Below are 13,470 nucleotides of genomic sequence, written 5' to 3'. Positions count from 1 at the left end.
CTCACGACTGCTCCGAACCTGGGGTATCCCAGTTTACCAGGGGAGCCGGGGCGTCGTTGAGACAAGAGCTCCAGTCCGCCAGACAACACCCCAATGCCATCCCTGTCAAGTGGGCTCTGCGGCCGCCAGAACCCCATCTCCTTGGCGCAAGGGATGAGCTGAATCCCGTGGCAAATGCACCACGATGATGGGAAGGCTGGGTCGGTTGCGGGCGATGGTCTCCGGCTCTCGGCCCAGACGCGACCGGTTGCCGGTTTCGCTGGGAACCAATACCAACACATCTCCTGGCTGCAGCGCTTTGAAGGCTTCCGCCACCACCCCCCCCTGCACCCGCTGAACCGGCAAGTGGGCATAGCTTTCTGCCGGCAAGGCTGGGGAGCTTTTCCGCCCAGGTCGGGTTTGCACCAGCAGGATCTGCAAACCTGCTTTCAATTCGCCGGCCAGCGTTTGCGCCAGCCCAATGGTCTGCTGCAGGGATCCGGGAGAGACCTCCAGCTCCGGTGCAACCAAGAGGATGCGGCGCGCCGTCTCGATGGGTACCGGAAACCGCGTGATCAAGACTGGGATCCCCACCTGCCGCACCACCGCGTCGATGATGCTGCCGAAAAAGTTCTCCGCATAGGTGGAGTAGCCCTTCCAGCCCAGGATCACCAAGGTTGCCTGCCGTTCCGCCGCCGAGCGAATGATCCCTTTTTCCACCGAGTCATCCACCCGGCGAATGGCTTCCACTCGGGCCACGGCGCTGTGGGCCAGAGCTTCGGCAAAGGTCAACAATTGCTCTTGCCGGGCCAAAGCTGCCGGCGAGATCCCGGCGCGGTCAGACAAGACGTGCAGCGGCAGCAGCGTTCCCCCATCTTTTTTGGCCAAAATCAACGCCAACCGCAGCAGGTTGCTTTCGGTATCGGGGTTGGCCACCGGCACCAAGACGCGGGATCCCCAGGCCGGTTTGGGCAAGTCGCCGGCTTCTGCCGCCACCTCCGCAGGCTGGAGTTGCTCGCCCCAGCGGGCCACGATCCAAGGCGAGGCAATGCAGGTAACCAGGATCATGGCGATGGTGCCGTTCACCGTCAGCTCATCCACCAACTCCACGTTAAAGGCCACCGTGATCGCCGCCAAAGTAGCCGCTGCCTGCGCCATCGACAAACCGAACATGATCATCGTGCTGGCAAAGCGCCAGCCAAACAGTTGGGCCGGGATCCAAGCGGCCAGAAACTTGCTCACCACCTCTGCTGCGATCATCACTCCGCCCACCAGCAGCGTGCGCGGCTCCCCCAAGAGAATGCCGGGATTGATCAGCATCCCCACCGAGATCAAGAAAAAAGGCACAAACAGGGTGTTGCCGATAAACTGGATCCGGTTCATCAGGGGGCTGAGCTGGGGGATGATGGGGGTAATGGCCGTCCCGGCCAGAAAGGCTCCCACCACCGGCTCAATGCCGATCAACCCCGCTCCGTAGGCCACCACAAACAAAGTGGCGATCACGAAAGTAAACTCTGCTCCCTCGTCGTGACCAAAGCGTTGAAAGAACCAACTGCCCAGCTTAGGCACCCCCCACAGGGTGGCAAACGTGTAGAGGGCAATGGAAGGGATCAACGTCAGCCAAAATTGCGGCGTCAGCTCCCCTTGGTGGGCGCGCACCACCACCGCCAGCACCAACAAGGCCAGGACATTGGAGATGAGGGTGGCCCCCAAAGTTGCCGTCACCGTCTGCAGGCGCATCAACCCCAGCTTGGAGACAATGGGCAGCCCAATCAGGGTATGAGAGGCAAAGCAGGAGGCCACCAGCACCGCCGCCAGGAAGTCATACCCAATGGCCAGCATGGCTACCGTGCCAATGAGCATGGGCAACAGGAAGGTAAACGCCCCGAAGATGCTGGCCTTGCCGGCGTTGAGCTTTAAATCCTCCAGGCTGGTCTCCAGCCCGGCCATGAACATGAGAAACAACAGCCCCACCGTGCCCAGCAGGATGATGGTCTCGTCCCGCTGCAGGATGCCCAAGCCGTAGGGCCCCACCACCAAGCCGGCCAAGATCAGGCCGATGATCCCCGGCAGGCGCAGCCGCTCAAACAGCAGCGGCGCCACCAGCATGATCGTCAGGATGATCAGGAACACCAGCACCGGGTTTTTCACCGGGCCGAGCGTGGCCAGAGGGATCCCTGAGATTTGCAGCCAGCTAGCTCGCATAAATACCCGACAGACACCAACGCAGAGACTCGGCAAAGCGCCCGCCTGAGTTTATCAGATTCATCCAGATCCAGATAGCTCCCCATCGCTCGCAGCCTTCGTCCAGTCTTCAATCTCCGACAGGACGTTTAACAAGCATTCAAAATACATCAAAAACACGCTGGGAATGAAGACAGCCTGGCGGTGGCGCCCGCAAAGAGGCGAGAGAAACTTTCGAGAGACACCCATTAAAATCGGAGGGTACATGCTCTTGGGCCGCTTATGAACCAGCTTGCTCCTGGAAAAGTGATCGGTCAGCGCTATCAACTGGTTCAGAGCATTGCGGCAGGGGGCATGGGGCAGGTGTTCAAGGCTGTGGATACCCGCCTGTTCAATCGCCCGGTGGCGGTGAAGCTGTTGCACCAGAACTTGGCAGGCGATGAAAACACCCGTCGTCACTTGCTCAAGCGCTTTCAGCAGGAAATTCGCATCAGCACGCTGCTGGGGGAGCACCCGGCCATTGTCAAGGTGCTGGATTACGGCCTGGAGAACAACCAACCCTATCTGGTGATGGAATACCTGACGGGGCGCAGCTTGGGAGAACTGCTGCTCAAGCAGCCGCTGCTGCCGCCGCAACAGGTGGTGAAGATCGCCCGCCAGGTGTGTGCTGGCCTCTACTACGCCCACAACTTGGAGACCGAGCAAGATGGCCACCTCATCAAGGGGGTGATCCATCGCGACATCAAGCCCAGCAATCTCTTTGTCTTGAAAGATGAGACCCTGGGGGAGACGGTCAAGATCCTGGATTTCGGCATTGCCAAGCTGCTCAGCGATGTTTCCCTGGCCCTCGGCACCCAAACCACCGGCTTTTTGGGCACAGTGCGCTACGCCTCTCCCGAACAGGTGCGCGGCGAGGAACTGGATCCCCGCTCCGATATCTACTCGTTCGGCGTGGTGCTCTACCGCATGCTGACCGGTCAACACCCCCTAAAACCGAAGACCGATTCTTTTCCCGGTTGGTACGAGGCCCACAATTACCAACAGCCTCGGCCCTTCGACCGCTCCCAGTTGCCCCATGAGATCCCGCCGGCGCTGGAGGAAGTGGTGCTTGCTTGTCTGGCTAAAGATCCCGGCCAGCGGCCCCCGAATATGAAGCTCCTCAGCGACCAATTGGAGGGATCCCTGCAATCTGACAGCAGCGCCGGCTCTGCCCTCACCCCCCCTCCAACAACCTCGCCCTTTTCCGAGCGCACCCTGGCAGCCCTCGATGGTCAGGAAGGCGCCCATCGGCTCAGCGCCCAGCCGGAGCCCAAAGGTAGGCCGCTCCCCCTCTGGGGAGGGATAGCCCTTTTGGCCGCCATTGCCGGGAGCACTTTTTGGGGCCTGCGTCTGCTCTTGGATCCGGGCACAGGCATGGAGAGACCGCCTGCTGTTCCGCTGCCCCCTGCCACCGATGGGCAGCAAGCCATCCCGGAGCCGCTGCTGGACTGGCTGCTGCGGGATCCAGCGGGTGAGCCAGCGTTTGAAGATGATCCGGATCCGGCTCGGGACAACCCTCAAGACCCTCCTCAACCCGAACCCACGCCCACACCGGCAACCGCCCCAGCACCCCCGCCCACTTCGCCGCCCCCCCCACCCACCCCTGTCCCCGCTGCGCCCCCGCCCCGACCGGTTGCAGTGCCCACACCCGCTGCTCCACCTTCTCCAGCTCGTGTCCCAGCCAAGCCTCTCCCCCCACAGCCCATCAACCAACCCTTGTTTCCCCCCATCAATCGGGCCGCTCCTCCTGCTGCCTCCCCCACCCCTGCCCAAAACCCCACGCCCAGTTTCCTGGAACGCCTGCGCGAAGAGCGGGAACGCTTGGGGAAGGACTAGGCCGAAAAAAAAGGGATCCCTGAGGATCCCCTAGCAAAGAGCTGGGCAAGGCTAGTCCTCGATGGGATCCCCCGTCAGAGGATCCCAGAAGAGAGTCAGTCAGGCAGCAGCCAGCCGGGCATTGGCGGCATCCCAGTTCACTAGGTGCTCCAGGTAGGCGCTGATGAAGTCGGGCCGCCGGTTTTGGTAGTCCAGGTAGTAGGCGTGCTCCCAGACATCCAAAGTGAGCAGGGGCACTTGGCCGTGCACCAGCGGGTTTTCGGCGTTGGGGGTTTTGGTAACCTTGAGGGTGCCGTTGTCCAGCACCAGCCAGGCCCAGCCGCTGCCAAACTGGGTGGCCGCCGCCGTTTTGAAGGCCTCGACAAACTTGTCGTAGCCGCCAAAATCGGCGTTGATCTTGTCGGCGATGGGCCCCGTCGGCGCGCCGCCCCCACCTGGCTTCATGGATTCCCAGAAAAAGGTGTGGTTCCAGACCTGGGCGGCATTGTTGAAGATGCCCACTTTGTCGGGATCCCCAAACGTGGTCTTGATAATTTCTTCTAGCGACTTATTGGCCAGCTCGGTGCCTTCGATCAGCTTGTTTAGGTTGGCCACGTAGGCGGCGTGGTGCTTGCCGTGGTGGTAGGAGAAGGTTTCCGCCGACATATAGGGCTTGAGGGCGTCGGCAGGGTAGGGCAGAGCCGGGAGTTCAAAAGCCATAATCGTCTGTCCTCTGTGTCTTGTGCAAAGAATGCAAGAAAGGACGCAGCGAAGGCAAAGATAAATCGGACAACGGCGTTACCTTTCTTTGCAGTCTTAGTGTAACTCAGAATGATTACGCTTTGGGATCCCCTCGCCATTTCCGTGCAGGCTGAGACCGTCCCCTCCTCTCCAAGCAGGGGGCCAGAGCTAACGGGATCCCTCCCGCAGCAGCTCGATCAGCAGGGGAGCGACATCCCTGAGCAGGGGGATCAAAACCGCTGTGATGGCGGCGATGGTCACTACATTGCGGGTGAAGTTGAGGGTATCGCGGCTGAGCTGGAAAAACCGCTCGTCCCACCGTTTGACCTCGGCCTCCAGACGTTCTTCGGCGCCAGCAATGCGTTCCTCGGCTTTGGCAATGCGTTCCTCGGCTCTGGCAATGCGCTCCTCGGTGCCGGCAATGGTTTGCAGCACCTCTTGGTTCTGTCGGGTCAGTTGAGCGATAGCCTGGGCATTGGCCTCCACCGTGCGCTCGATGCGCGCCAGCCGCTCTTCGCTGTAGCTCATGGCCGGGGGGGAAGAAATTGCTGGGGGCTGGGGAAGTCTTGGGGTGGGATCCCTTGCAGGGCCTCGCTCATGAAGCGCTTCCAGGTGGGGGCGACAAAGGCGCCTCCTGCCGTGCCCGGCAACATAGGGGAGTTGTTGTCGTTGCCGATCCAAATGGCGGTGGACAGTTGCGGCACATAGCCGATGAACCAGGCGTCGCGAAAATCGGAAGTGGTGCCGGTTTTGCCGGCCACCGGGCGCCCATCGTCCAGACGGGCCGCCGTCCCCGTGCCCTGGGTCACCACCCCCTTGAGGATCTGGTTGAGGGTGGCCACCGCCCAGGGATCCAAAACCCGCTGCGGCTGGGGCTTGGCCTCGAAGAGAATCTGACCGTTGCGATCCACCACCTGAGCCAAGAGAGTTGGCTCCACCCGGTAGCCGCCATTGGCAAACACCGCATAGCTGGCGGCCATTTCCAGGGGGCTGACGCTGGCCGAGCCCAGGGCCGTGGCCAAGTTGGGAAACATCTCGGCACTGATGCCCGTGGCCTGGGCTGCCGCAATGACGTTGCGGATCCCGACTTCATCTGCCAGCTTGACGGTGGGCACGTTGCGGGAGAGCTCCAAGGCGCGGGCAAAGGTGAGGGGGCCGTAGAAGGTGTTGTCGTAGTTTTTCGGGCTGTAGGGAGGCGAGCCAGGATAGGTGATGGGAGTGTCGTAGAGGATGCTGTTGGGCCCGTAGCGGCCGGTAGCCAGAGCCGCGTAGTACACATAGGGCTTAAAGGTGGATCCCGTTTGGCGAAAGGCTTGGGTGGCGCGGTTAAATTGGCCCCGTTGGGCGTTGATGCCGCCCACCAGGGCCTTGACATAGCCGGTGCGGGGATCCACCGCCGCCAGGGCCATCTGGTCGGCCCGGCGAGCAGCTCCGATGCGGGGCCCATCTTCGTTGACAATGCGCTCTGCCAGGCGTTGCAGCCGCAGGTCGATGGTGGCCTGCACCCGCAGCCCTCCCTGCAGTAGGGCTTGTTCGCCGTAGCGGCGCCGCAGCTCCGCCTCGATGGCGTCGGTAACCGCCGGGGCGTTGCTCTGGAAGGAGGTGATGCGGCCCAAGGTCAATTCTTGCTCCCGTGCCGCCTGGGCCTCTTCCGGGGTAACCCAGTTCAGCTCCACCAGGCGATCCAGCACCAGCCGCTGCCGTCGCTTGGCCCCTTCCAGGTTGCGAAAGGGGCTGAGGATTTCCGGGGCCGGCAGGATCCCGGCCAACATCGCTGCTTCCGCCAAGTTCAGTTCCGCCGCATCCTTGTTGAAGTAGCTGCGGGCCGCCGCCTGGATGCCGTAGAGGTTGTGCCCCCAGTACACCTGGTTGAGGTACATCTCCAGGATCTCGTCTTTGGTAAAGACTTGCTCCAGCCGCACCGCCAGCACAATCTCGGCCACCTTGCGGCTGAGGGTGCGCTCCGGCCTCAAAAACAGGTTCTTCACCAGTTGCATCGTCAGGGTGGAGCCGCCTCCTGCCGAGCCCAACCCCCCTTCAACACTGCCCAGCAGCGCCCGGCCCAAACTGACCGGGTTGATGCCGGGGTGGGTGTAGAAGTGGCTGTCTTCAATGGCCAGCAGGGCTTTTTTCATCTCCGGCGAGACCTCTTCCAGCGAGATCACTTCCCGGTTGGCTTCCCCGTGCAAGCTGGCAATCGGCTCGCCGCGAATATCGACAATGTGGGTGGTGGCCACCGGCACGTAGTCCCGCAATTGATGCACATCGGGCAGGTTGCGGAAGCTGATGGCCAACCCCATCAAGCCGGCAGCCGTCGCTGTAGATCCCAAGAGCAGGGATCCCAGCAACAGGTTGCCCACCGTGGCGGCGGCCTGAGCTCTCCAGGAGGGGCGAGCGGGTCGGGCGGCGTCGGCATACTCGTCATACCCCGGAAAGGGGCGGCTGTAAGGATGCTGCGAAGCCGAATTCCTAGCCCAGCGGGCCGATGGTCTGCGACCGTAGGTCACCTCAAAAACCCCGTCACTTCAGCGTTGCGGAGCGACCGCAAGTCTGACCCATTATAGGGCGGCGCTTCTTAGGCCGGCAGGGGATCCTTTCCCTCTCTGAGTGGGCCAAATCCGGGTGAGCGTGGGGGGTTTCCGAGTGCTTTGTCTGCTGGCTGCTGGGATCCCCAGTTCCCTACCAGCCCGGATCTCGACATGCTGTTTCGCAGGGCAGGCGGCTGCCTCGCCGCTATCTCGCCCCAGAAGGGCGGCAAGATTGTTATCGACGTGCGAAAAACTCAGTTAGAACTGCTTAGCAAACTTTTCTGCAAAAGGGATCCCTGTCCCACCGCGTTGAGATCTTGCGCCTGGAAGCGCTATCTCGATATCCAGGACTCTTGTCATTGGCAGTGTTGGCAGGGCCAGAAGATCCAGGGCAGCGTCTTGCCAGGTGGCTAGAGCAATAGCCGAGATACGAAACTGCGGCAAGAAGAGGAAGTATCTGGGGTGTTTCCACATCCCTTCCCGCAAGCGGGCCATAGGTCTGGGAGTTGGGGTTACGGCGTCCCCTGCGATGCAAACCGCATGCTCTGGGCAGCTCGGCAAGTGGGAGCCATCCCACAAGCTGAGAAAGACCCCCCTGGCAGAGCGCTGCGCGGAAGCAAGCTATAGCCGTGGGGAGAACATCAAGGAAGACCTGTCTGAGACCTTCCGCTGCAAGGGAGATGTCTGCGCCGGCAGCGCTCTGGATCCCGGAAGGAAGCTGTAGGCTGGATTAGGTTCTCGATGCAACGGGCCGAGTTCGACCAACCTTGACTGCTACTGATTGGGGATCCCGGCGCAACTTGCCTGAGCAAATCGGCTCGATGCAGGGGCCATGGGTTTTGATCTGTGGCTACCACGGCTACGGCAATGCCGGCGACGAGGCGTTGTTGCTGGCCCTACTGCGGCAACTCCAGCAGTTGTCCGGCCCTGTACAGCCGGTGGTGCTCTCTCCTCGCCCCGCGGAAACGGCTGCCACCTATGGGGTACTGGCCTGCCCGCGCTTCGATGGCTGGGCTTTGCGGCGCTATCTGAGGCAGTCTCAAGCTTTTATCTGGGGTGGGGGCAGCCTGCTGCAGGATCGCACCAGTTGGCGCAGCCCCCTCTACTACCTGGGACTGATGCTCTGGGCCCAGCGGCGGGGGCTGAAAACCTTGGCCTGGGCCCAGGGGATCGGGCCGTTGCAGCGGGGCTGGATCCGCGAGCTGGCCCGCCGCGCTCTAGCAGGTTGTACAGCCATCAGCGTGCGCGACGCCGTTGCTTCTCAATGGCTGCGAGCCTGGGGGATCCCCCATCAGGTGGCCCCGGATCCGGTTTGGGGCCTGCCCTCCAAAACCCTGCCGGAGTGGGAAAGATGGCCTCAGCCCCGCATTGCCGTGGTCTTGCGGCAGCATCCCCAGCTCACTCCAGCGCGATTGGAGATTTTGGCTGAGGGCCTGAGACGCCTCCAGGCTGCCACCGGAGCTTATCTGCTTTTGCTGCCCTTCCAACTGGCTCCGCCTGGATCCCCCGACCTGGGGCCAGACTACCGCTTGGCGCAACGGCTGCAACAGCGCTTGCCCGGCCACAGCCAGGTGTTGGAAATTCGGGATCCCTATCTTTTAAAGGGGGTCTTTCGGGGGGTGAAATTGGCAATTGTGATGCGCTACCACGGCCTGGTGATGGCGGCAGCCGAGGGCTGTGCCTGCTTTGGCCTCAGCTACGATCCCAAGGTGACAACGCTGCTTGAGGAATTGGGCATGCCCGGCTGGGATCTCGAGGCGATCCCAGAGGATCCGGAAGCTTTGCACCGGGCTTGGTTGGCCTGCTATGCCGATGGGCCGGCCCTCGGCCCTGACCAAGTGGCCGTTTGGGTGGAGCGATCGGCCCAGCACGCCCAGTTGTTGAGGCAGCACCTCCACTGGCAAGCAGCGGGGAGTTGAGAGCTCCTACCCTGTTGACCGAGACAATGGCGGCCTAGGCCCCGCCCTTCAGAGCTTGGAGTGTTCCCCGCTGCCAGTGTGGATTCAGGCAGCCGTCCTTGTCGAGATTCGCTCTACCCTGGGAATAGGGTGCCAAGCCAAATCCCCTCCCATGAGTGCCGAGATTCAACCCTGTACGCGCCAACAGATCCTGATCGGGATGGGCCTGACCAGCCTGATCGCGGCGGTGATCGCCGGCCTCTGGATCTGGCTGGGATCCCTGCGCGTGCCCTTCCGTTGGGATCCGCTGGCCGTTGCCTGGGGAACGGCGCTGGGGCTGGGGGTGGCGCTGCTCAGCTGCGGGGCTTACTGGCTTTGGCCGGCCTATCGCCGGGCGGCTTCCGCCTACTTGCACCTGGTGGCGGATCCCCTGCAGTGGTCAGATATCTTCTGGGTGGGGGTGCTGCCGGGCTGGAGCGAGGAATGGCTGTTTCGCGGCGTGCTGATGGGATCCCTGGTGGCCAGTCCCTTGGGGTGGACGGGCGGGATCCTCTTGAGCGGCCTCTTGTTTGGGGTTTTGCATTGGCTGGGATGGCAGGGTTGGCCCTATGCCGTCTGGGCCAGCGCCGTGGGCGTCCTCCTGGGGCTGGGCGTGTGGCTGTCGGGAAACCTGCTGGTGACCATCGTCGCCCATACTCTGGTTAACTGGATTGGGGTTTGCCTTTGGAAATGTTCCGCCTTGCCAGCCGAATCCTGATCGCGTCAGCGGGCCGTAGGCCTTTCGCGTCAGCGGGCCGTAGGCCTTAGTTGCCGACGTCGCCGCCACCAATTCCCCCTCTCCCTCTGGGGGAGGGGCCGGGGGTGAGGAGAATTATCTCGATGCCAAGCCGAGGGATGTTAAAGCCTTTGAATTGGATTTTGGGATCCTTCCCGGGGCTGCAGGTGGGGCGATCCTTGCTGCTTATTGGCCTGGGGGTGTACGGCTACCTGCTCTGGCTGGGCTGGTTTCAATCGGAGCGGCTGATCTTTTTGCCTCGCCCCGCCAGCTACCAGGATGGGGATGCCATTTTCAAGCTCACCACCGCCGATGGCCTGCAGATTTCGGCGGTGTATTTGCCCAACCCCGAAGCCACCTATACCCTCCTCTACAGCCACGGCAACGCCGAGGACTTGGGAGATATCTTGCCGCGCCTGGCTGGCCTGCAGCAGGGGGGGTTTGCCGTCTTGGCCTACGACTACCGCGGCTACGGCACCAGCGAAGGGATCCCTTCCGAAGCCGGTGCCTACAAGGACATTGAGGCCGCCTACGCCTATCTGGTGGAGCAGGGGATCCCGCCGGAGCGGATTTTGGTTTACGGACGCTCGGTGGGGGGCGGGCCCTCGGTTTACTTGGCAGCCCAAAAGCCGGTGGGGGGTCTGATCCTGGAATCGACCTTTGTAACTGCTTTTCGCGTCTTGACCCGCATCCCGCTGCTGCCTTTTGATCGCTTCGACAACCTCAGCCGCATCGCCCAGATCAACTGCCCACTGCTGATTTTGCACGGCACCCAGGATCGCTTGATCCCCTTCTGGCATGCCGAAGCCCTTTACCAAGCGGCACGGGATCCCAAGCGTTTGGTGCCCATCGAGGGAGCCGATCCCAACAATTTGCTACAAGTGGCCGGGGAGCGCTACCTGCCCATCCTGCACCAATTTGTGGCCGAGCTGGTGGATCCCGAGCATCCTTTCTCCAAGCAGCCGGCTAAGTAGCGATAAACACAGTGTTATGATGTCCCTGTTTTGTTAGCTAAGACCCAGAGGGTACTGGTTACAGAAGCAGCAAATCCAGGCGACTCTTTTGCCCTGGGCTTTCCCGCTGCTTTTATTCGCTGTTGGTTGACCGAAGAAGGCGGTTTTCAAGGCCATGCTTCAGGAGATTCTCAGCTTCCAACTGCTGGGCAACCCCCTTTGGAACTACCTGCTGGTATTTTTCATCTTTGTAGTCGGGATCTTCGCCATCCGCACTGTGTTGCGGGGCTTGGTTCTCCGAACCTTGGCAGGTTGGTTCTCTAAACTCAGCGGGATCCCCGGCAATACTCCTATTCAACTAGTAGAGCGCTACCTGATCCCTTTGCTCTACCTGGCTCTGATTTACGTCTGTTTGAGCAGCCTAAATTTGGCCACCGTCCTGCGGCAAACTCTGGACATCCTGGCCACTGTCGTTGGCACCTACTTGGGCATCAATCTCCTCAGCGCCAGTGTAGAGTATGCTCTGCGCATTTACCTGATGCGCAAAAAAGGCGATGCCACCACCGAGCAAAGCTTGCTGTTGCTCTCCCCTCTGATCCGGGTGGTGTTTACCCTTATCGGTATCTTGTTTCTGCTGGAAAATCTGGGTTTTGATGTGGCAGCACTGGTGGCCAGCTTGGGCATTGGCGGTATAGCCATTGCTTTGGCGGCGCAAGGAGTCTTACAGGATCTGTTTGCCTATATCTCTATTTTGATGGATCGGCCTTTCGAGATTGGGGATTTTATAATTTTGGGCGATTTTATGGGATCCGTAGAGTACATCGGCATCAAAACCACGCGCCTACGCAGCTTGGGCGGAGAGCAGATCGTGATGGCCAATACCGATATCACCGGATCCCGAATTCGCAACTACAAACGTATGCAGCGGCGGCGGGTGGTTTTTGGCTTTGGCGTTGTTTACGAAACTCCCCCCGAAAAGCTGCAGGCCATTCCAACCTTGGTGAGACAAATTATCGAAGCCGAGCCCAACGCCCAATTTGACCGCGCCCACTTCGCCGCCTACGGAGATTTCAGCCTCAATTACGAAGTGGTTTACTACGTGCTCAGCCCAGACTACAACCTCTACATGGATGTTCAGGAGCGCATCAACTTGGCTCTGAAGCGAACTTTTCAGGAACAGGGAATCGAATTTGCCTACCCAACGCAGTTGCTCTACCTGAGCTCGAAGCAGCAGGGTGCCCTCACCAACCTCTCTTAGTCCTCTCTTAGTAAAGAAGTGGGATGGGAATGGGGCTGCCGGCGGGTTTTCAGATAGCTCCTTGACCCATCAGTTCTTGCAACAGGTTCTGCGCCGTTCCCATAAAGCGCATCACGTCAGGATGATGGCTCCAGATGGGGTCGCTTTCGGGGAAAACCTCCAGCGAGAACATGCTCTGCACGGCTCGCAGATAAGGCAGCAGGACGGTGTAGCTGGCCGGGGTGAGCTGAAAGCGCAGCGCCTCATCCAAAAGCTCCAGCATCTGCCGCACCAGCTTCCACTCCACCTTCAAAGGAGGGTAGAGCATCACACACAGGGGAAACAGCTCTTGTTGGACAGCCGCCACACTGCCTTCCAGGACGCAGAGGCCCAAGTACACCTGGAACATCTCCACATCGCGGATGCTGGAAATCCGCACCTCCAGATCCGTCAAGGGGCCGCTTTCGCAGCGATAGCCTGGGAAACGCTGCGCCACCTCAGCACAGATGGACTCTGCCACGCTGGTAACCAGAGGCAAGAGCTCTTGCACGGCAGCCAGGGGGGCGGAAAAGGTATCGCCTGCATGGGCGGCGGCACCCTCGTACATCCTCTGGAGGGGCATGTAGAGGTGGTCGTCCATGACCTTCAAGTAGGGGTGGAAGAGGCCGCGCTCTTGAGGGGATAGGGCTTGCAAGACCATTTGCCCCGTGTAGTGGAATTGCATACTTAAAAAGCCCAGCACCCGCGGATCCCGTTCGCTGTAGCGGGCCCTCAGCCGGCCACAGAGCGGCGCGATCTGCACCGAAAAGCGAGCCGGCGAGAGGCCCTCCCCACAACTTTCCGCTGCCGCCTCAAATAAATCCCGAGAATCCTCGGCAATTTGCCAGGGATCGATCAAGTCCGGATCCAGCCGCTGCTTGGGTATTTCAGCAGCCAAGAGCCGCTCTGTCTTGGCCCAGGCCTGGGAGCTGGCAAAGCGCAGGGATCCCTTCACTTTGTCGGCCAGTTGGGCGCCCGGCAGCTCGCCCAAGGCCGCCTGCGCCCGTAGCTTGTCTACATATTTTTGGGCCCACAGGGTGGCCAAGCTGCAAGTTGTAGCTGTTTCTGCACTTCCCATCGATCCCACGGCCTCGCCCGAGAAGCTAGATTCTGTTACCTGCAATACCCTTAGCACGTCGCCGTTGCAGCCTGTAAAGAACTTACAGAATATTAATTCCCCCGCAACAATCGTTTACGTCGGGAAAGGGCACTCCCCCTAGCCGGCAAGTTGGCAACACCTTAAAATATCCTAAAATCCGCTCGGAAAAGTGGAGTTTTTGTG

At 60.9% G+C, this 13,470-nt stretch carries 10 protein-coding genes; 5 read left to right on the top strand and 5 right to left on the bottom strand.

The features are described from left to right. Window positions 1-105 precede the first annotated feature (105 nt). Complete coding sequence (locus CYA_RS13380; RefSeq protein WP_011431631.1) at window positions 106-2,184, bottom strand: cation:proton antiporter; 2,079 nt, start codon at window positions 2,182-2,184, stop codon at window positions 106-108. A gap of 261 nt (window positions 2,185-2,445) precedes the next feature. Here CYA_RS13380 and CYA_RS13375 point away from each other — a divergent pair, with 261 nt between their 5' ends. After that, window positions 2,446-4,038, top strand: coding sequence for a serine/threonine protein kinase (locus tag CYA_RS13375; protein ID WP_011431629.1), 1,593 nt, complete (start codon window positions 2,446-2,448; stop codon window positions 4,036-4,038). Between the two features lie 99 nt (window positions 4,039-4,137). Here the strand turns inward: CYA_RS13375 and CYA_RS13370 are convergent, their stop codons facing one another. The 3 genes from CYA_RS13370 to CYA_RS13360 form a co-directional block, all read right to left on the bottom strand. Then, window positions 4,138-4,737 carry a superoxide dismutase gene (locus CYA_RS13370; RefSeq protein ID WP_011431628.1) on the bottom strand — a complete coding sequence of 200 codons (600 nt, stop codon included), beginning with the start codon at window positions 4,735-4,737 and terminating at the stop codon, window positions 4,138-4,140. A 189-nt stretch (window positions 4,738-4,926) separates the two neighbouring features. Continuing rightward, window positions 4,927-5,286: a hypothetical protein gene (locus CYA_RS13365; protein ID WP_011431627.1), complete on the bottom strand. Its 360-nt coding sequence runs from the start codon at window positions 5,284-5,286 to the stop codon at window positions 4,927-4,929. Beyond that, window positions 5,283-7,265 (bottom strand): transglycosylase domain-containing protein, encoded by a 1,983-nt coding sequence (locus tag CYA_RS13360; RefSeq protein ID WP_011431626.1) that lies wholly within the window; start codon window positions 7,263-7,265, stop codon window positions 5,283-5,285. Before CYA_RS13360 ends, CYA_RS13365 begins: the two co-directional genes overlap by 4 nt. A gap of 788 nt (window positions 7,266-8,053) precedes the next feature. On the opposite strand from CYA_RS13360, the gene csaB reads away from it, so the two are divergent. From csaB to CYA_RS13330, 4 genes are all read left to right on the top strand, one after another. Next, complete coding sequence (gene csaB / locus CYA_RS13345) at window positions 8,054-9,205, top strand: polysaccharide pyruvyl transferase CsaB (protein ID WP_228375377.1); 1,152 nt, start codon at window positions 8,054-8,056, stop codon at window positions 9,203-9,205. A gap of 151 nt (window positions 9,206-9,356) precedes the next feature. After that, complete coding sequence (locus CYA_RS13340; protein ID WP_011431623.1) at window positions 9,357-9,941, top strand: CPBP family intramembrane glutamic endopeptidase; 585 nt, start codon at window positions 9,357-9,359, stop codon at window positions 9,939-9,941. 149 nt (window positions 9,942-10,090) lie between these two features. Continuing rightward, a complete protein-coding gene (locus tag CYA_RS13335; protein ID WP_228375376.1) occupies window positions 10,091-10,933 on the top strand; it encodes an alpha/beta hydrolase in 843 nt (280 codons plus the stop codon). A 154-nt stretch (window positions 10,934-11,087) separates the two neighbouring features. Further along, window positions 11,088-12,170: a mechanosensitive ion channel family protein gene (locus CYA_RS13330; protein ID WP_011431621.1), complete on the top strand. Its 1,083-nt coding sequence runs from the start codon at window positions 11,088-11,090 to the stop codon at window positions 12,168-12,170. Between the two features lie 49 nt (window positions 12,171-12,219). Here CYA_RS13330 and CYA_RS13325 read toward each other — a convergent pair whose 3' ends face one another. Then, complete coding sequence (locus CYA_RS13325; RefSeq protein WP_099834729.1) at window positions 12,220-13,266, bottom strand: hypothetical protein; 1,047 nt, start codon at window positions 13,264-13,266, stop codon at window positions 12,220-12,222. Window positions 13,267-13,470: the final 204 nt, after the last annotated feature.

This window comes from Synechococcus sp. JA-3-3Ab (assembly GCF_000013205.1).
In the GTDB taxonomy this organism is placed as follows: domain Bacteria; phylum Cyanobacteriota; class Cyanobacteriia; order Thermostichales; family Thermostichaceae; genus Thermostichus.
The sequence above is the reverse complement of the archived record's forward strand: the minus strand, read 5'-3'. Positions and strand labels throughout refer to the sequence as shown.

What these genes read in the sequence shown, in the direction of transcription:
- CYA_RS13380 (WP_011431631.1), bottom strand. Translation starts at nt 2,184, where the DNA reads ATGCGAGCTAGCTGGCTGCAAATCTCAGGGATCCCTCTGGCCACGCTC.
- CYA_RS13375 (WP_011431629.1), top strand. Translation starts at nt 2,446, where the DNA reads ATGAACCAGCTTGCTCCTGGAAAAGTGATCGGTCAGCGCTATCAACTG.
- CYA_RS13370 (WP_011431628.1), bottom strand. Translation starts at nt 4,737, where the DNA reads ATGGCTTTTGAACTCCCGGCTCTGCCCTACCCTGCCGACGCCCTCAAG.
- CYA_RS13365 (WP_011431627.1), bottom strand. Translation starts at nt 5,286, where the DNA reads ATGAGCTACAGCGAAGAGCGGCTGGCGCGCATCGAGCGCACGGTGGAG.
- CYA_RS13340 (WP_011431623.1), top strand. Translation starts at nt 9,357, where the DNA reads ATGAGTGCCGAGATTCAACCCTGTACGCGCCAACAGATCCTGATCGGG.
- CYA_RS13330 (WP_011431621.1), top strand. Translation starts at nt 11,088, where the DNA reads ATGCTTCAGGAGATTCTCAGCTTCCAACTGCTGGGCAACCCCCTTTGG.
- CYA_RS13325 (WP_099834729.1), bottom strand. Translation starts at nt 13,266, where the DNA reads ATGGGAAGTGCAGAAACAGCTACAACTTGCAGCTTGGCCACCCTGTGG.